Raw genomic sequence first — 19265 nt, forward strand, 5'->3', positions numbered from 1 at the left:
TGCCAACTGATGATCAAAGCAACAACAAAAGAACGGGAGAATCGATATGTTCAAACAACTTGCGACAGTCACCCTGATGGCTGGTTTTTTCTTCACCACCGCAGTCAACGCTGCCCAATGGCATATGCCAACGCCTTACGGCGATGCGAACCTGCCCACCAAAATCGCCTATGGGTTTGCTGAAGACATCAAGGCAGGCACCGACGGCGACATCGCGATCACCGTCCACTCCGGCGCCTCACTGGTCAAACACCCGGAAATCCCGAGGGCCGTCCGCACAGGACAGGTTCAACTGGGGGAGATCTTCATCGGCATCATGGGTAACACCCACCCGGTGTTCAAACACGACAACATTCCGTTTCTGGCAACCAGCTTTGAGGATGCAAAACGGCTCTGGGAAGCAGCGAAACCCGAGGTGGAAAAACAGCTCGATAAAGAGGGTATGAAGCTGCTTTACACGGTGCCATGGCCCGCCCAAAGCCTCTATACAAAGGCTCCGGTCAACACCATGAGCGACCTGGAAGGTCTGAAGATGCGCGCTTACAGCCCGTCCACCTCACGCCTGGCCGATCTCATGAACACCACCCCAACCACCGTTCAGGTACCGGAGATCCCCCAGGCATTCAGCACTGGCATCATTGACGCGATGATTACCTCTCCGTCCACCGGCGCCAACGGCCAGGCCTGGGATTACCTCTCTCACTACACGGACATCAAAGCCTGGATTCCCAAGAATGTTGTCGTCGTCAACAAGCGCGCCTTTCGCCGCCTGAGCGATGAACAACAGCAGGTCATTCTTGATGCTGCCGCAGCCGCCGAAAAGAAAGGCTGGGAAGGCGTTCGTGTCACCGCCGCCGAAGACACGGCGACGCTGGCAGAGAACGGTATTGAAGTATCCGAGCCATCCGAACAGCTGATGCAGGAATTCCAGAAGATCGGCGACATCATGATCCAGGAATGGGAAGAGGAAGCTCCGAAGGAAGTCGGCGCCATTCTGCAAAACTACCGTTAACGGTCTATTCACAAGACGCTTTCCCCTGGTATTCCAGCGGGAAAGCCGCCTTGGGAGGCATCTGCCATGAGTACCCTTCGAGACAAGTTTTACCTGGCATCTGGTTACGCAGCGGGTTTTTGCATTGCACTGATCATGGTCGTGATTCTGGTGCAGATTGTCGGCCGCCTGTTCGGCTTCATCATCCCTTCTGCTGAAAACGTGTCCGGTTATGCTCTCGCTGCGTCTACGTTTTTCGGGCTTGCCTACACCTTCCATGAAGGTGGTCATATCAGGGTGACCCTGGTTATACAGAAGTGGTCGGCCAGGGCGCGATTCGTTCAGGAACTGGCGGTACTCATCCTTGGCCTCGGCCTTTCGTGCTTCATGACGTTCTACTGCTGGCACATGGTGTGGGAATCCTACGTTTTCGAGGAGGTCTCGCACGGCTACATTCCCATTCCGCTCTGGATTCCTCAGATCCCGGTGGGGCTGGGCACGTTAGCGCTTACTATCGCGATACTGGATGACCTGGTCGCGGTGCTGCGAAAGCGTGTGCCTTCCTACCAACAACACGAAAGTGACGTCAATCTGGAGGAAATCTGATGGATACCACGCTGCTTTCCATCGCCCTCGCCGCCTCCATGATACTGATGCTCGCGCTTGGGGTTTGGGTATCACTGACACTGGTTGGCATTGGCGTCCTCGGGCTTTTGTTGTCCGGCAACGACCAGATCGGCCTTCTGTTCGCAACCTCCAGTTGGGGTGCGAGCACCGGCTGGTCGCTGACCGCACTGCCCATGTTCATCTGGATGGGCGAGGTTCTGTTCCGTACTCGCCTGTCCGAAGACCTGTTTAAGGGGCTGTCACCCTGGATGGGTGGTTTACCGGGCAAACTGCTGCACGTAAACATTCTCAGCTGCGGTATATTCGCCGCGGTGTCGGGATCGTCAGCCGCCACGGCGGCCACCATTGGACGCATGACCCTCCCTGAGCTCAAGGCCCAGGGTTACAGCGACCGCATGGCTGTCGGCACCCTTGCCGGCTCCGGCACGCTGGGGCTGTTGATACCACCATCTATCATTCTGATCGTTTACGGCGTAGCGGCGGAAGTTTCCATCGGCCGCCTGTTTATTGCCGGCGCCCTGCCGGGCCTGATGCTGGTGGTCATGTTTATGGGTTACACCATGGTATGGGCGGCATTGAACAAGAATGAGATGCCCAAACATAAGAAAGAGCACATCTCGTTCTCAGCCAAGATCAAAGCACTGCGAATGCTGCTCCCGATTGTCGGCCTGATTGTATTTGTGCTTGGTTCGATTTACGCCGGCTTTACCACACCCACCGAAGCCGCCGCCCTTGGCGTTTTTGGCGCCCTGTTGCTGGCGGCCGTCACCGGCTCCCTGCACGGCGACAGTTTCAAGGCAAGCCTGCTGGGCGCGGTCAAGAGCTCCTGCATGATTGGCCTGATTCTGGTGGGTGCGCACTTTCTCACTTTGTCCATGGGCTTTCTCGGTATTCCAAGAGAGTTGGCGGAATGGATCGGCAGCATGTCGCTCTCTTCTTTCGAACTGCTTGTCTGCCTGACCGCCCTGTTCGTAATCCTGGGCTGCTTCCTTGATGGCATTTCCGTGGTGGTTCTTACCGTCGCCGTAGTGATGCCCATGGTCCAGCAGGCCGGCATCGACATGCTCTGGTTTGGCATCTTTATTGTTCTGGTGGTTGAGATGGCACAGATCACACCACCAGTAGGCTTCAACCTGTTCGTGATCCAGGCATTGACCGGGAAAGACATTCTCTACGTTGCCAGGGCAGCCCTACCCTTTTTCCTGCTGATCATGGCGGCGCTGTTTCTGATCGGCTGGTTCCCGGAAATTGTCACCTACCTCCCTCAGACCATGAGCCGAGGCTAGCGCACACTTACCTGTTTCTGGAGACAACCTATGAAACTCAACTGCGATATGGGCGAGAGCTTCGGTAGCTGGACCAAAGGCATGGATGCCGAGGTCATGCCCTACATTGATATGGCCAATATTGCCTGCGGTTTTCATGCCTCAGACCCGCTGACCATGGACCGCACCGTCAGAACTGCGATCGCCGAGAAGGTCGCCATCGGCGCACACCCGGGTTATCCGGACCTGCTCGGCTTTGGTCGGCGTGACATGGAGTTTGCGTCAGAGGAACTCCAGGCCCTGTTGGTGTATCAGATCGCTGCGCTGGACGGCATCTGCCGCACCCACGGTACGGCCATCGAATACGTTAAACCCCACGGCGCGCTCTACAACAAAATGGCGGTTGACCGTACAACCCTGGCAACGGTGATGGCTGCTGTACGCAACTACGCGCCCCACTGCCCCCTGGTGGTCATGGCAACACCCGATGCTGACGAGGTTCTGGCGCTGGCCGCCGACGTTGGCATCGACGTGTGGTTCGAGGCGTTTTCAGACCGCGCCTACAGCGACGAAGGCCGGCTGGTTAAGCGCTCTGTGAAGAACGCGGTTCATGACACACCAGAAGCCATAGAGAAGCAGGTAACACAGATCATCACCGAAGGCAGCGTCACGTCGATCTCCGGCAAACGTATCCCGATAAAGGCCGATACCCTCTGCATTCATGGCGACAGCCAGCATGCTGTAGAGGCGGCCAGGCACATGCGGCAGGTAGTCTAGTCACTATGATCATTGAAGCCGTCAACGAAAGTACGTGCATCGTCTACTTTGGTGACCGTATCGACGATGACATCGCTGGCCAGGTCAAGCGCGCCACGGAGGCCATTCGCCGGAACCTGTCGGATCTGGTGATTGACCTGGTGCCTTCGTATACCTCCGTGCTGGTTTGCTATAACGCCGACAGGACCGACCGCTTCGGTATCGCGTCCCGCCTACGCAAGGCATTGAGCCAGAGTGAACAAGAGGTGCCGGATGAAAACGCTTCCAGCACTATTGAGTTGCCGGTCTACTACGGCGCCGAAGTAGGCCTGGATCTGGACGAGGTCTGTGACTATTCAGGCCTGAGCCGGGACGAAGTGGTGCGCATCCATAGTGAGCAGACCTACCGCGTTTACGCCATTGGATTCAGCCCTGGGTTCGCCTACCTCGGCATTACCGACCAACGAATTGCCCTGCCCCGAAAAGCCACGCCCCGACAGAAGGTGCCCACCGGAAGCGTTGGTATTGCAGGCTCGCAGACCGCCATCTATCCCAGCGCCACGCCGGGCGGGTGGCAGATAGTCGGTCGCACGCCTCAAAAAATGATCGATTGGGACAGTGATTCCCTAGCGTTGGTAGCAGTAGGTGACAAAGTTCGGTTCCGGTCGATTGACCGCCAGGAATATCTGGACCTGGGAGGAAGCCTTGATGAGTTTTGAAGTTCTGGATGGCGGCCTGCTGGCCTTACTGCAGGATCCCGGCCGGTACGGCTATCAGCACATTGGCGTGACCACCGGCGGCCCCATGGACGAGCATGCCTTTCGTTGGGCCAATCGCCTGCTCGATAATCCACCAGAGGCGGCGCAGATTGAGATCAATATTGGGAAACTGGGCCTGCTGGCCCATGAGGATACCTGCATCGCGCTTACGGGTGCGGACCTCGGAGCACGGATCAATGGAAAGGAGGCAGCGCCCTGGCAGACCTATCACATCCAGCGGGGAGACCGAATCGAATTCGGCATGCCGGTGGCCGGACTAAGGGCCTACCTGGCCGTCGCCGGGGGCTTTAAGCCCGCCATCAAACTCGGCAGCTGCGCCACCGTCGTGCGCGAAGGCCTTGGGGGGCTGGATGGACGCGGACAAAAGCTGGCCAAAGACGACTGCATCGGTTTTGACCGCTGTCACCAGAAGACCATGACAAGTCTGCCAGCCGGTGAAATCCCGGACTATAACCAGGACCTTCAAGTCGGTGTGATTCCCAGCTACCAATACGCACACTTTTCTCCTGGTGAGCGTATGAAATTTTTCACGGGCTGTTACGAAGTCAGCCAGCGAATCGATCGCATGGGCTACCGGTTAACGGGCGACCCCATTCACTCTGAGCTGGACGGCATCATCTCCGAAGGCATCGCCTACGGTGCCATTCAGGTACCCAGTGACGGCCAGCCGATCGTCCTGATGAAAGACCGGCAAACCATCGGCGGCTATCCAAAAATAGGCTGCCTGAGTGCTTTGGATGCCGGCCAACTGGCGCAACGTGGGCCCGGGACACGGATCCGTTTTTACCTTGCGGACGTCGCAGAGGCCGAAGCTCAGCGCGCGATTTTCAACCACAAGCTGGATACCTTCAAAACATCACTCGCCGGCCCGTAGCCGGGTACGTACGCCCCGCGACGCCATCACCGCCAGCACCTCCATCAAAGACAGCACACCCCGGTCGTGCTTCTTTGGTGCCTTACCCTTGCCCATGCGCCCGAGTTGGCGGGTGTACCAGCTCACTTCCATCAACGCCATATCGTCAATCACGCGGATGCCGGTACGAATGGGCTTCACGGAACTGGTAAACGTCTGCCCTGCCATAATGCGCTTCGGGAAATCCGGCTCCACCGCCATTGGCCGCGCCAGGCCCACCAGATCCGTGGCCCGCGATGCCACAGCTGCCGCCATGCCTGACTCGGTGCGAAAACCACCGGTAACCATCAACGGCACGTCCACCCGCATGCGCACCTTCTCCGCAAATTCCAGGAAATACGCCTCCCGGGCGACGGTGCTGGCCTTCGCGCCGTTCGCACCCTTGGCGCCTTTCGCCATCGCCGGGTTTTCGTAGTTGCCACCGGAAATCTCCACCAGATCAATGCCGAGGTCCGCCAGAGTCTCGATAACGCCCAATGACTCTTCCTCGGTAAAACCGCCCCGTTGAAAATCCGCCGAATTCAGCTTGATGCCCACACTGAATTGCTCGCCGGTCGCTGCGCGGATGGCTTTGTACACTTCCACCACAAACCGCATCCGGTTCTCGGGACTACCGCCCCACTCGTCCTCCCGAACATTATGGTGGGGCGACAGAAACTGACTCACCAGATATCCATGCGCGCCGTGAATCTGCACCCCGGAAAAGCCCGCCTTCTCTGCAATCGCCGCACTGTTGGCGAACCGCTGGATAATATCTTCAATCTCCGACACTTTCAGCGCCCGAGGCGTCGCAAACATGGCCTGTAACTCCTTGCGGAACGGAACCGCACTGGGCGACACCGGCGCCTTGTTCAACATTTTCGGGCTCTGCTTACCAGGATGATTGAGCTGCATCCACAACTGGCACCCATTGCGTGAGCCAGCCCTCGCCCATTCCCGCAACAGGTCCAGATCCCGCTCATCCTCCAGCACCACATTCCCTGGTTCACCGATATGGCGCCGGTCAATCATCACATTCCCGGTGATCGACAACCCGATCCCGCCATCCGCCCAAGTGCCATAAAGCCGTGGCAGATCCCGCGTCACACGGTTATCCATGGTTCCAAGGGTTTCGCTCATGGCCGATTTGGCAAATCGATTGGGTATCACCGCCCCGTTTTGCAGGGCCAGCGGCTGGGAAAGCAGTTCGGCAGGATTCATTGATCGGTCTCCGTAGGATGCCTGGAATTTTCCAAGGACGAGATCCGATCATGGCTAGTAAACAGAATGGCTGCATTGGCCGGAATGCCGCACCAATTGCGGTGACATACAAGTCAGTAAGAAAACAGGAGATATCTACAAAGCCAAAACAAGCGAGGCCGGTCAGGTTATTCAGAACCGTGGAGCGCCAGGGATGGCGCGACCGAGCCCTACAGGGACGTATCCACGGGCGTGTTCTGAATAACCTGACCGGCCTCGTGACCGCTCCGCAGCCCGAAGGCTACGGAACAGAACTGCCAGCGCTAAAGAAGCAGGGAGCGAATATCCCCCAACAACTGACTCAACACGGATGTAAAACGGGCCGCATCCGCCCCATTTACCGCCCGGTGGTCGTAGGACAACGACAACGGCAGCATTAGCCGTGGCTGGAAATCCTTGCCATCCCATACCGGCTTCATCGCCGCCTTGGACACCCCAAGAATCGCCACCTCCGGCGTATTCACGATCGGCGTAAACGCCGTGCCGCCGATACCACCCAGACTGGTGATGGTAAAGCAGGCACCCTGCATCTCCGCCGGCTTAAGCTGCTTGTCCCGCGCCTTCTGCGCCAGGTCCGCACTTTCTGCCGCGAGCTCCCAGAGCCCCTTCTTGTCGACATCCTTGATCACCGGCACCATCAGCCCGTGAGGCGTGTCCACCGCAATACCAATGTGAACGTACTGTTTGCGGATCACTTCCTTACGGTCCATATCCAGAGACACATTGAACTGGGGCAACTCCGCCAGCGCCGTGGCGCAGGCCTTCAGCAGGAACGGAAGCGGTGTCATCTTCACACCTTTCTTCTCGCCGGCTGCCTTCTGGGCCTTGCGGAAGTCTTCCATGTCGGTGATGTCCGCGTCCTCGAACTGGGTGACGTGGGGCACGTTCAGCCAACTGCGCTGCATATTGTTCGCCGTGGCGAACATCATGCGTGACATGGATTCACGCTCAATCTCACCAAACTGGCTGAAGTCCGGCAGTTTCACGCCAGGAATACCGGCACCACCACCGCCAGCCACCGTACTGCCCTGCTGCGTCTGGTGCAGCTGGCTTTTCACGTAGGCCTGAACATCGTCCTTCAGAATGCGACTCTTCGGGCCGGAACCCTTGATGCGAGTCAGATCCGCACCGAACTCACGGGCCAACTTGCGCACCGCCGGGCCCGCATGAACCTTGGCACCCGGTGCCGGTGGTTCGTAGGTTGCCGAGGACTGTTCCGGCTTCGGTTCGGAAGGCTTGCTTTTCGATTCAGGCTGTTCTTCCTGCTTTTCCTTGCCGGAAGACTCAGACGCCTCGGACGAGGCTTCCTCATCGCCTTCTTCACCACCCTCTTCCACAATGGTCATTTCAACCAGATCATGGCCTTCAGACAGCTTGTCGCCTTCGGACACCAGAATCTTGCCGATCTTGCCGGCATAGGGAGACGGAATCTCCATGGTGGCCTTGTCGGACTCCACGGTGACCAGTGCATCGTCCGCCTCAACCTCATCACCTTCGCTGACGTTGATCTCGATCACCGGCACATTGTCGAAGCCGTCCAATGCGGGCACCTTCACGGTTTCCTTACGGGAACCACCGGATTTCTTCGGTGCCGGCTTCTTCTCTTCAGACTCGGCTTCCTTATCGTCCGACTTGGCTTCCGCCTCGTCTTTCTCATCGGACTTGGCGTCTTCGCCAGAATCCTTGCCGTCATCCGAGCCACCATCGTCGCTGCTGGCTTCCATCATGCCGACAACGTCGCCTTCCTTGACCTTGTCACCCACTTTGACGGTGATCTTGGTAATTTTTCCGGCACCCGGTGACGGCAGTTCTACCGATGCCTTGTCGGACTCCACCGTCAGTATCGGATCTTCCTCTTCAACCGAATCGCCCTTACTGACGAGCACTTCGATAACCTCGACCTCGTCTGCACCGCCGAGATCCGGAACCTTGATTTCCTGTTCACTCATGGCGGTCTCCTTAGCTCAGCACCGGGTTCGTTTTGTTGCGATCGATTCCGTACTTGCGCATAGCGTCGAGAACCACGTCATTCTTGATTTCACCGTCCCGTGCCAGGGCTGCCAGCGCGGTCACCGCCACGTAGTATCGATCCACCTCGAAGTGACTCCGCAATTTCTCGCGGGTATCACTGCGGCCGAAACCGTCGGTGCCCAGGGTCAGGTAGGTTTTCGGAATATAGGCACGCACCTGCTCGGACAACAACTTGATGTAGTCCGTGGACGACACCACCGGTCCCTGTTGTTTCTCCAGGCATTGTGTGATGTACGATTTCTTGGGCGTGTCATCGGGGTGCAGGCGATTCCAGCGCTCAATGTGCAGGCCGTCACGGGCCAGTTCGTTGAAGCTGGTCACACTCCAGATATCAGAGGCAACACCAAAGTCTTCTTTCAGCAGTTCCGCCGCCGCTCGCACCTCATTAAGGATGGCACCGGAGCCCATCATCTGAACTCGTGGCGTTTTCTTACGGCCCTTGGTTTCAACGGAATCCAGTAGGTACATGCCCTTGATGATGCCGTCTTCCACTTTCTTGCGGTCCTTGCCTTCAGGCATGGCGGGCTGCTCGTAGTTTTCATTTTCGATGGTCAGGTAGTAGAAGACGTTCTGATTGTCTTCAAACATTTCCTTGATGCCATGCTGAACCACCACGGCCATCTCATAGCCGTAAGCCGGGTCATAAGCCTTACAGCTGGGAATGGTCTGAGCCAGGATGTGGCTGTGGCCGTCCTGGTGCTGCAGGCCTTCGCCGTTCAGCGTTGTGCGCCCGGCGGTACCACCCACCAGGAAACCGCGAGCCTGAATGTCACCCGACGCCCAGGCCAGGTCGCCCACACGCTGGAAGCCAAACATGGAGTAGAAAATGTAGAAAGGTATCAGTGGGAAGTTGTTGGTGCTGTAGGAGGTCGCCGCTGCCATCCAGGCCGCCATCGAGCCGTCCTCATTGATCCCTTCCTCAAGCACCTGACCTTTCTTGTCTTCCTTGTAGTACATAATCTGGTCACGGTCTTCCGGCACGTACTTCTGGCCTTCAGAGGTGTAGATGCCCATCTGGCGGAACATGCCCTCCATCCCGAAGGTACGCGCCTCGTCCGGTACGATCGGAACAATTCTCTTACCGATGCGCTTGTCCTTTGTCAGAGCCGTCAGCAATCGCACGAACGCCATGGTGGTGGAGATCTCACGACCGTTGGAGCCTTCCAGCAGGTTCTTGAAGGTATCCAGTGGCGGCGTCTGCAACGGCTGACAGTCCTTGCGACGCTTGGGATAGAAACCACCCAATTCCTGGCGGCGCTTGTTCATGTAAACAATTTCCGGACTGTCCGGCGCCGGCCGGTAGTAGGGCACGTCCTTGAGCTCTTCGTCCTTCAGCGGCACCGCAAAGCGATCACGGAAGGCCTTCAGTTGCTCGATATCGAGCTTCTTGAGCGAGTGTGCCGTGTTTTGCGCTTCGCCGGCCGAACCGAAGCCATAACCTTTAATGGTATGGGCCAGAATCACCGTTGGCCGCCCGCCATTGTTGTGAATGGCGTGATGATAGGCTGCATAGACCTTGTAGGGATCGTGGCCACCGCGATTAAGCTTGTTGATGTCCTCGTCGGTGAGATTTTCCACCATCTTGGACAACTCCGGGTATTTGCCGAAGAAGTGCTTACGGGTATAAGCCGGGCCGTTGCTCTTGAAGTTCTGCAGGTCGCCGTCAACGGCTTCGTCCATGACACGCTGCATCAGGCCGTCCTCATCCTTCTCAAACAGGGGATCCCACATGCGGCCCCAGACCACTTTCAGCACGTTCCAACCGGCTCCCCGGAACACGCCTTCCAGTTCCTGGATAATCTTGCCGTTACCACGCACAGGGCCGTCGAGACGCTGCAGGTTACAGTTAACCACGAAAATCAGGTTGCTGAGGTTTTCACGGCCAGCCACAGAGATGGAACCCAGGGTTTCCGGCTCGTCGCACTCGCCATCACCAACAAAGCACCAGACCTTGCGGTCCCCCATGTCGATCAGCTCGCGGCTGTGCAGGTACTTCATCACGTGGGCCTGATAGATGGCCTGGATTGGCCCAAGGCCCATGGACACCGTTGGAAACTGCCAGTAATCCGGCATCAGCCAGGGGTGCGGGTAGGATGACAGGCCGTCGCCGTCAACCTCTTCCCGATACTTGTCCAACTGATCTTCGTCAAAACGCCCTTCCAGGTAGGAACGGGCATAAATGCCGGGAGAGGAGTGGCCCTGGAAATACACCAGATCCGATTCACGCTTCTCGTCACCGCCGTGGAAGAAGTAGTTGAAGCCAACATCGTACAATGTGGCCGCCGAGGAGAAGGATGACACGTGCCCGCCCAGATCACCCGGGCGCTGATTGGCCCGCAGCACCATGGCCATGGCGTTCCAGCGAATCAGCGAGCGAATACGCCGCTCCATGAACAGATCACCCGGCATTCTGGATTCCTGGGTGACAGGAATCGTGTTGCGGAAGGGCGTGGTGATGGAATAGGGCAACTCAGTGCCGTCGCGGCTGGCTCGTTCGGAGAGCCTTTCGAGTATGTACTTGGCGCGATCAACGCCCTCCTGTTCGATCAGAGACTCCAGCGCATCCAGCCATTCACTGGTCTCTATGGGATCATCGTCCTGGTACATCAAACCTCCCCTTGGCATTAAAAAGTGCAGCGCACGCCACGATCAGCAGCTGAGCGCCTTGCAATATCGATAAGCTGCGATGAAATGCAGAGCGTTTTATTATGGATATCCGCCTGTTCGTTACCTTGAACAAGCATAGAACACGATCGCCAGTTTTACTGCCTGAAGCGCCCTTGCGTCACTCGGCTTTTGGCCAGGCGAATCAGGCAGCATTCACATACCGGCACAACCACACCGACGATTAGGTAGTATTTTTACTACATTTCGGCATGAAAGTTCAATTTTTGAGGAAAATTCACCAAAGCCTGTCGGACTATTTCGGTTACTTACGTAAGAATGGCGCCTTTTTCTCTCTCAAACAAGCACATTCAGACCAAGGTCGTAGGATTCCTACCAATTTGATTAGACCTGAAAATACTTTCAGATTTATGTATACTCGCCTGCCCGTTTTTTGACCAGCGGAGCGGTGGCAACGCCCACCCCTCCAGACTATGGCTCACAACCAAAGAGGGCGACCTATGAACTCCATCGTCACGTTCCCGAACCGGATTCCAACCGCCGAGTTCGAAGAGCGGCGTTTCAAGGTCTACACAGACCGCCAGCTCGATAAAATTGACGTTATCCAGAATCTCCCTGAAGAGACCCTGTTTGAAATGAAGGTGGTGGCCAGCGTGCTGCCCTTCCGCGTTAACGAATACGTGATCAATGAGCTGATCGACTGGAACAAGGTGCCGAACGACCCACTTTACCAGTTGGTGTTTCCCCAGAAGGGCATGCTGAAGGACGAGCATTACGAGCGCATGGCAAATATGCATCGTGAGGGCGCGGAGAAGAAAGAAATCCAGGCGGTGGCGAAAGAAATTCGCGACGAGCTGAACCCGCACCCGGCCGGCCAGATGGAAATGAACATGCCGGAACTGAACGGCGAAGTACTGGACGGCGTTCAGCACAAATACCGCGAAACCGTTCTGTTCTTCCCGGCCCAGGGCCAGACCTGCCACTCCTACTGTACCTTCTGCTTCCGCTGGGCTCAGTTCGTGGGCGACAAGGACCTGAAGATGGCCAGCACCGAAGCGGAAAAGCTTCACGGCTACTTGCAAGAGCATACCGAAGTCAGTGATCTGCTGGTCACCGGTGGCGACCCCATGGTGATGAAAACCAAAAATCTGGTCCAGTACCTGGAGCCGCTTCTGCAGCCGGAGTTTGATCACATCCAGACCATTCGCATCGGCACCAAGGCCCTGACCTTCTGGCCATACCGTTTTGTGACCGACAAGGACGCAGACGAACTGATTGATCTGTTTGCCCGCCTTGTGGACGCCGGTAAGCACGTGGCGATCATGGCGCACTACAACCACTGGCAGGAAATCACCACCGATATCGCGGAAGAAGCCATCCGCCGCCTGCGCGCCACCGGCGCTGAAATCCGCGCCCAGGGCCCACTGATCAAGCATGTGAACGACAATGCCGACGACTGGGCAAAACTGTGGGACAAGGAAGTACAGCTGGGCATCATCCCTTACTACATGTTTGTGGAGCGGGACACCGGCGCCAAGAACTACTTCGAAGTGCCTTTGGTAGAAGCGTTCAATATCTACCGCGAAGCCATCAAGCAGGTTTCAGGCCTGGCTCGCACCGCCCGCGGCCCGTCAATGAGCGCTGGCCCCGGCAAGGTTGAGGTACAGGGCATCACCGAGATCAACGGCGAGAAAGTGTTCGTGCTCCGGTTCATCCAGGCCCGCAACCCGGACTGGGTACAGCGCCCGTTCTTTGCCAAGTACAGCGAAACAGCCACGTGGCTGCATGAGCTGGAACCGGCCCTTGGAGAGGAGAAGTTCTTCTTTGAGGATGAGTATGAGCAGATGAAGAAGGGCAACGGTTAACGCCGCCTCACGAAAAAGGGGCCCCTACCGGGCCCCTCCTTCCAGAAATGCCTTTCACTGCACATCAATGCATCAGCGTATAGAGCTTACGCCGATAGGTACGCACATCCGGGTTGTTATTTCCCAGCTTGTCGAACAGCTCAATCAACGTGGTCTTCGCCACCTCATCCTTATACTTACTGTCCACACGCATGAGGCGAATCAGCAATTCCATCGCTTCGGCGTTATTTTCCTGAAGGATGTGATGCAGCGCCAGCAGGTGCAGGGCATTAGGATCTTTCGGATCTTTATCCAGTGCATCTTCCAGTTCGTGGATGGGGGGCAATTCGGCTGATGCCTTGAGGAATTTCAGCCGGGCCGCCAGCTGCTTGGCCTGGTGCTGCATCTTTTCTTCCGGCGGCAGGCTTTCCAGTACCTGTTCAGCGGTTTCCAGGTCACCGAGCTCAGCCTTCAACTGTGCAAGATCAATCAATACTTTCAGGTCGTCCGGGTTACTACGATTCATCTCTGTCAGCACGGCCAGCGCCGCCTCTACGTCACCCTCCTCCCACAATCTGTGGGCCTTGTCGTAGGGCGCTTCCTCGTCTTCCGGTATCTCAATGTGCTTGTCGAGGACCTTGCGGATCTCGCTCTCCTGCAAGGCACCATTGAAGCCATCCACGGCCTGGCCATCTTTCACAAGGATCACAGTAGGCAGGCTGCGCACGCCCAGGCTACCCGTCAGTTGCTGCTGTTCGTCGGCGTTGACCTTGGCCAGCATAAAGCCGCCCTTGTACTCATCCGCCAGCTTTTCCAGCAGCGGCATCAACTGCTTACAGGGGGCGCACCACTCCGCCCAGACGTCAATCAATACGGGCGTTTTGGAAGACGCTTCCATCACATCCTGTTGGAAGTTGTCCATGGTGGCTTCAAAAATGTAAGGCGAGTTGCTCATGGATGGCACCTGAAAGTAATTTCCTGAAATGTCATAACGGATTGTTGTTGGAAGTGGGGGCTGAGAGCCGGAATTCAAGGTTTTGCCGTCGGCTCTGTTCGCTGGCAGTAAATACCGGCACCTACCTTGAAATAATCCCCGTTGCCGTTACATAGGCAATAGGACCGGGGCGACTGCCCGGATGAAATTCCCTGGAGGATGCGTATACGGCATGAACGACGACAACCGCAACGACTCTTTTGATGCTCCCGAAGAAGACCTGACCGAGTACATCGGCAAGGACGAGAACAGCAAAAGCCTGGTGCTGCCGAAACAGCAGATGCCACGACGCATGTACGTGTTACCGGTGTCGAACAGGCCTTTCTTCCCGGCCCAGGTGCAGCCGATTGTGGTTAACCAGAACCCCTGGCAGGAAACCCTCAAGCGAGTAGGCGAAACCGACCACAAGGTGCTAGGTATATGCTTTGTGGAAGACAGCGATCCTGAGCAAGGCATTCCCGGCAGCGAGGAACTGGAAACCGTGGGCTGCGCCGTGCGCGTCCATCACGCCCAGGGCGAAAGCGGCAAAGTCCAGTTCATTGCCCAGGGGCTGCAGCGTTTTCGCATTACCCAATGGCTTCGCCGCCGGCCGCCCTACCTGGTGGAAGTGGAGTACCCTGAAGAACCGGAAGAAGCCGCAGACGAACTGAAAGCCTATACCCTCGCCATCATCAGTTCCATCAAGGAGCTGCTGCGCACCAACCCGCTTTATGGCGAAGAAGTGAAACAGTACCTTTCCCGATTCGGACCGGATGACAGCTCTCCCCTGGCGGATTTTGGCGCCTCCATGACCAGCGCTCCCGGCCAGGAATTGCAGGAAGTACTCGATACCGTGCCGCTGCTCAGGCGTATGGAAAAAGTACTCCTGCTGATGGCGAAAGAACAGGAAGTGGCCCGCCTGCAAAGTGAAATCAGCGAAGAAGTGAACGAGAAGGTGCAAAAACACCAGCGTGAGTTCTTCCTGAAGGAACAGCTCAAGGTCATCCAGCGCGAACTGGGTATGGCCAAGGACGACAAAACCGCCGATGCCGAGCGCTTCCACGAGCGCATGGCAAACCTGAATCCGCCGGAACAGGTTCAGGAACGTTTTGACGACGAGCTTCAGAAACTGCAGGTGCTGGAGCAGGGTTCACCGGAATACGGCGTTACCCGCAATTACCTGGACTGGCTGACCCAGGTGCCTTGGGGCGTGACGTCGGAGGACCATTTCGATCTGGCCGGAGCCCGCCGCATCCTGGACCGTGACCACGACGGACTCGACGACGTGAAAGACCGTATCGTCGAGTTCCTGGCCGAAGGCACCTTCAAGGGCGAAGTCAGCGGCTCCATTCTCTTGCTGGTCGGTCCGCCTGGCGTGGGCAAAACCTCCATCGGTCATTCCGTCGCCGATGCCCTCGGCCGCGAGTTCTATCGATTCAGCGTGGGCGGCATGCGTGATGAAGCCGAAATCAAGGGACACCGCCGCACTTATATCGGCGCCATGCCTGGCAAATTCGTGCAGGCATTGAAAGACTCGAAGGTGTCCAACCCGGTGATCATGCTGGACGAGATCGACAAGATTGGCGCTTCCTTCCAGGGCGACCCGGCCTCCGCCTTGCTGGAAACCCTGGACCCGGAACAGAACCGGGAATTCCTGGACCACTACCTGGACGTACGCATGGACCTGTCCAAGGTCCTGTTCATCTGCACCGCCAACCAACTCGACACCATTCCCCGGCCACTGCTGGACCGCATGGACGTCATCCGGCTATCCGGCTACATCACTGAGGAAAAGCTCGACATCGCCAAGCATCACCTGATGCCACGGTTGCTAAAACGAGCCGGCCTGCTGAAAAAGCAGATGAACATTACCGACGCCGCCATCAAACAGATCATCGAAGGCTACGCCCGTGAAGCGGGCGTCCGCAGCCTGGAGAAACTGCTGCACAAAGTGATCCGCAAAGGCATTGTTCGACTATTGGAAGAGCCGGACGAACCCGTTAAAGTCGGCGTTTCCGACCTGCAAACCTATCTGGGGCAGCCGGCCTTCCGCAAAGAGAAATCCCTGAAAGGCACCGGCGTAGTCACCGGCCTGGCCTGGACCGCCATGGGCGGCGCCACCCTGAGCATCGAAGCCTCACGCATCCACAGCAGTCAGCGTGGCTTCAAACTCACTGGGCAACTGGGCGACGTCATGAAAGAGTCCGCCGAAATCGCCTACAGTTTTGTCTCTTCAAACCTTAAGCGATTCAAGGGCGACCCGACCTTCTTCGACAAATCCTTCGTGCACCTGCACGTTCCCGAAGGCGCCACCCCCAAAGACGGCCCCAGCGCGGGCGTCACCATGGCCACCGCCCTGCTGTCCATCGCCCGCCGCGAATCGCCACAGCAGAACATCGCCATGACCGGCGAACTGACGCTCACCGGCCAGGTACTACCCGTGGGCGGCATCCGCGAAAAAGTCATCGCTGCCCGTCGCCAGAAAATCACCAACCTGATTCTGCCGGAGGCAAACCGGGGGGATTATAAAGAGCTACCGGAATACCTCAAAGAAGGCCTGACGGTGAATTTTGCGAAGCATTACAACGACGTGTTTCAGGTGTGTTTCGGGAACAAACCCCGCAAGGGATCAAGCGTCCACTAATATTACTGGTCTGACCACTGCGGGGCTGCCTTGACGCCTATGCAGCCGTTGTCTTTACTCGCTTTGACATGAGCAAAAACCGAGCACCGGTGGCCCGAGGGTCACCGGCTTCCGACTCGCTGAGTCAAAGGGAGTGGCAAAACAATGAACAAGAACAACTCAATCCTGTGCATGGCTGTGGGCCTTGCTTTCATCCCCTTCGCTCACAGCCAATCTGACGACACTCTCAAAAAGCTTGGCAACTTCCAGACCACCGGGAAAGCCGAGTTCACTGTGATCGACCAGAAAAGCGACAGCGCCGACGCTATTCGAAAGACCCTGCAGAAAATAACACTTCCCGAGGGGTTTGAAATAAGCCTCTACGCACTCGTTCCCGACGCGCGACACATGGCGGTTGGCCCACAGGGTGTTGTTACCTTTGTCGGAACCCGTAAAACCGAAGTCTGGGCAATGACCGACCGGGATAAAGACCGCGTGGCCGATGAAGTAAAGAATTTCGCACCGTCGCTGGCCAAGTCCGTCCCCAACGGTCCCTGTTTTTCGCCGTCGGGTGTACTCTACATTGCAGAACAGAACCGGGTCCTGGCGTATCCGGCCGCGGAGTTCTTCTTTGAGGGGGGCGATGTAGTCGCCTCAGAGGTGATCCCAGGGGGCGAGTTGATCCCTGAGCAGTTCGTCAGTTACAACCACACCGCCCGAGTCTGCGATATTGGCCCGGACGGGAAGCTCTACATCTCGCTCGGACAACCCTACAATGTTGCGCCGAAAGAACACTTGGACACGTTCAGTGAGTGGGGCATTGGCGGGATTATCCGGGTTAATCAGGATGGCAGCGGACGTGAAATCTACACACGTGGTGTCCGCAACTCTGTAGGGCAGGACTTTAACCCTAATACCGGCGAACTGTGGTTTACGGACAATCAGGTCGATGGCATGGGCGACGATATCCCACCTGGAGAAATCAATCGCCAGACCGCCATGGGCCAGCATTTTGGCCATCCCTGGTACGGAGGCGGTGATGTTCGTACCAACGAGTATAAAGGCGAGGAAGTGCCGGTAGAAGTGGTGTTCCCAGTCTCTGAGACGACGGCACATGCGGCCAATCTGGGCATGATGTTTTACACCGGAAACATGTTTCCGAAGCAATATCAGGGCGGAATTTTCTCAGCGCAACATGGCTCCTGGAACAGGACCGTTCCGGTCGGAGCACGGGTCATGTTCACGCCGGTGGACGCCGAAGGCAATATTAGTGGCGAAACGATTCCTTTCGCCGAAGGGTGGCTGGATGAAAACGGTGAATACCTCGGCCGGCCGGTTGATGTGGCCCAGTTGAAAGATGGCTCACTGCTGGTCTCGGATGATTTGGCCGGGGCTGTATACAGAATCGCGTACACGGGTTCCGGCTCATGATTCCCAAAACAGGTGGGGATCCTCCGGCTCTCAGGGAAAATCATGCGGCAAGAAAAGCCAGAGCCGCCTATTCAACAATAGCGGTTCTGGCATCTTTTCTTGCGATGAGCCCAGTGGCCCAGGGCGCAGACCCTGCCGAGGGGCGAAAACTCGCAGCCCAGTGCAAGACCTGCCACGGCCTGGACGGGATAGCGAAGATCCCAGTCGCACCCAACCTTGCGGGCGAAAGTCAGATTTATATTGAAAAACAACTCAAAGCTTTTCGCAGTGGCAAACGGGAGCACGAGATGATGTCTTTGGTCGCCAAGAACCTGACGAACCAACAGATTTCTGATCTGGCGGCTTGGTACCAATCCATTGAGATCATCGCAAAAATGCCGGAATAATCCCTGAAGCCGGTGCCATCGCCTCAGGACTTGTCATCGGCCTTCCAGCCATCATCCTTTAGCACCGAGCCCACCGTGAGCATCGGTGCAGCATCGATATCGTCAGCGTCCATCATATTGGCCACCCGCTGCAACGAAGCCAGAATCATGGTCTGCTCCCACTCCGCCAGGCTCTGGAACTTCCGTGTGAAGTCTTCCTGAAGCGGGTTCGGTGCCCGCGAGAGAATTTCCGCACCCTCACTCGTCAGATGCGCATGGACCTTGCGTTTGTCCTGGGTGCTGCGAACACGGTAAACCAGCTTACGATGCTCCAGCCGATCAAGAATCGTGGTCACGGTTGCCTGGCTCAGGCTCACCTTGTCGGCAATGGTTCCGATAGTCACCTCACCCAGATCGCGGATGCTGCGCATAATCAGCAATTGCGGCCCCGTCAGGCCCGCATGCTTGCTCAGACGTTTGGAATGCAGGTCAGTTGCTCGAATCACCCGGCGCAACGCCACCAAAACCTCTTCATAATTGTTCAACGCACCACTCCGCTTCGTTTTGCCGAATTATTTATAACACTAAGTATTAGAGGTCTTTGCTCCTGATTTTGCAAGCAGTACTGCCCACACCCATCGGCGCGTACTGCACTAACCTGCCGGTCCTTTTACGAATTTTCGCATTTTTCCGCCAACCACTATGCTAAGGTCACCCTCTTGTTCAATTTCCGCAAAAACGGACACGGCCCAATGAACACCCGAACACCCAATACCCTCCTGCACAGCCCTTCCTGGAAGCGT

15 protein-coding genes are annotated in these 19265 nt (G+C 56.9%); 10 read left to right on the forward strand and 5 right to left on the reverse strand.

Translation table 11 applies throughout. The annotated features are described in order from the left end of the window. Positions 1-46 precede the first annotated feature (46 nt). The 6 genes from AC13D2_RS08195 (at position 47) to AC13D2_RS08220 (ending at position 5292) form a co-directional block, all read left to right on the forward strand. Complete coding sequence (locus tag AC13D2_RS08195) at positions 47-1012, forward strand: TRAP transporter substrate-binding protein (protein ID WP_292050388.1); 966 nt, start codon at positions 47-49, stop codon at positions 1010-1012. Between the two features lie 66 nt (positions 1013-1078). Next, a complete protein-coding gene (locus tag AC13D2_RS08200) occupies positions 1079-1597 on the forward strand; it encodes a TRAP transporter small permease (RefSeq protein ID WP_292050387.1) in 519 nt (172 codons plus the stop codon). Next, entirely contained in the window at positions 1597-2904 is a 1308-nt protein-coding gene (locus tag AC13D2_RS08205) for a TRAP transporter large permease (RefSeq protein ID WP_292050386.1), read from the forward strand. The genes AC13D2_RS08200 and AC13D2_RS08205 overlap by 1 nt, the downstream gene beginning before the upstream one ends. A 30-nt stretch (positions 2905-2934) precedes the next feature. Beyond that, a complete protein-coding gene (locus AC13D2_RS08210; RefSeq protein WP_482938460.1) occupies positions 2935-3660 on the forward strand; it encodes a 5-oxoprolinase subunit PxpA in 726 nt (241 codons plus the stop codon). Between the two features lie 5 nt (positions 3661-3665). Continuing rightward, positions 3666-4358, forward strand: a complete 693-nt coding sequence (gene pxpB, locus AC13D2_RS08215; protein WP_292050384.1) for a 5-oxoprolinase subunit PxpB — start codon at positions 3666-3668, stop codon at positions 4356-4358. Beyond that, positions 4348-5292: a 5-oxoprolinase subunit C family protein gene (locus AC13D2_RS08220; protein WP_292050383.1), complete on the forward strand. Its 945-nt coding sequence runs from the start codon at positions 4348-4350 to the stop codon at positions 5290-5292. The genes pxpB and AC13D2_RS08220 overlap by 11 nt, the downstream gene beginning before the upstream one ends. On the opposite strand, the gene AC13D2_RS08225 is transcribed toward AC13D2_RS08220, so the two are convergent. From AC13D2_RS08225 to aceE, 3 genes are all read right to left on the reverse strand, one after another. Then, entirely contained in the window at positions 5275-6531 is a 1257-nt protein-coding gene (locus AC13D2_RS08225; RefSeq protein WP_300495560.1) for an NADH:flavin oxidoreductase/NADH oxidase family protein, read from the reverse strand. The two genes, AC13D2_RS08220 and AC13D2_RS08225, sit on opposite strands and share 18 nt — an antisense overlap. Positions 6532-6833: 302 nt before the next feature. Beyond that, positions 6834-8519 (reverse strand): dihydrolipoyllysine-residue acetyltransferase, encoded by a 1686-nt coding sequence (gene aceF / locus AC13D2_RS08230; protein ID WP_292050381.1) that lies wholly within the window; start codon positions 8517-8519, stop codon positions 6834-6836. A gap of 10 nt (positions 8520-8529) precedes the next feature. After that, a complete protein-coding gene (aceE, locus tag AC13D2_RS08235) occupies positions 8530-11208 on the reverse strand; it encodes a pyruvate dehydrogenase (acetyl-transferring), homodimeric type (protein ID WP_300496517.1) in 2679 nt (892 codons plus the stop codon). A 518-nt stretch (positions 11209-11726) separates the two neighbouring features. Here aceE and AC13D2_RS08240 point away from each other — a divergent pair. Then, on the forward strand, positions 11727-13091 hold the full coding sequence (locus AC13D2_RS08240) for a KamA family radical SAM protein (RefSeq protein WP_292048649.1): 1365 nt from the start codon (positions 11727-11729) through the stop codon (positions 13089-13091). Positions 13092-13155: 64 nt separating this feature from the next. Here the strand turns inward: AC13D2_RS08240 and trxA are convergent, their stop codons facing one another. Continuing rightward, on the reverse strand, positions 13156-14025 hold the full coding sequence (gene trxA / locus AC13D2_RS08245) for a thioredoxin (protein WP_007153082.1): 870 nt from the start codon (positions 14023-14025) through the stop codon (positions 13156-13158). Between the two features lie 211 nt (positions 14026-14236). Here trxA and lon point away from each other — a divergent pair, with 211 nt between their 5' ends. The 3 genes from lon (at position 14237) to AC13D2_RS08260 (ending at position 18483) form a co-directional block, all read left to right on the forward strand. Beyond that, a complete protein-coding gene (gene lon / locus AC13D2_RS08250) occupies positions 14237-16687 on the forward strand; it encodes an endopeptidase La (protein WP_292048651.1) in 2451 nt (816 codons plus the stop codon). A gap of 171 nt (positions 16688-16858) precedes the next feature. Then, the gene (locus AC13D2_RS08255; RefSeq protein WP_300496525.1) at positions 16859-18097 is read left to right on the forward strand and encodes a PQQ-dependent sugar dehydrogenase; all 1239 of its coding nucleotides are present in this window, start codon (positions 16859-16861) and stop codon (positions 18095-18097) included. After that, positions 18094-18483, forward strand: coding sequence for a c-type cytochrome (locus tag AC13D2_RS08260; protein WP_292048652.1), 390 nt, complete (start codon positions 18094-18096; stop codon positions 18481-18483). Before AC13D2_RS08255 ends, AC13D2_RS08260 begins: the two co-directional genes overlap by 4 nt. Positions 18484-18506: 23 nt before the next feature. On the opposite strand, the gene AC13D2_RS08265 is transcribed toward AC13D2_RS08260, so the two are convergent. Then, positions 18507-19007, reverse strand: a complete 501-nt coding sequence (locus tag AC13D2_RS08265; RefSeq protein ID WP_007153086.1) for a MarR family winged helix-turn-helix transcriptional regulator — start codon at positions 19005-19007, stop codon at positions 18507-18509. Between the last annotated feature and the right edge of the window lie 258 nt (positions 19008-19265).

It is taken from the genome of Marinobacter sp. B-12 (assembly GCF_056857915.1).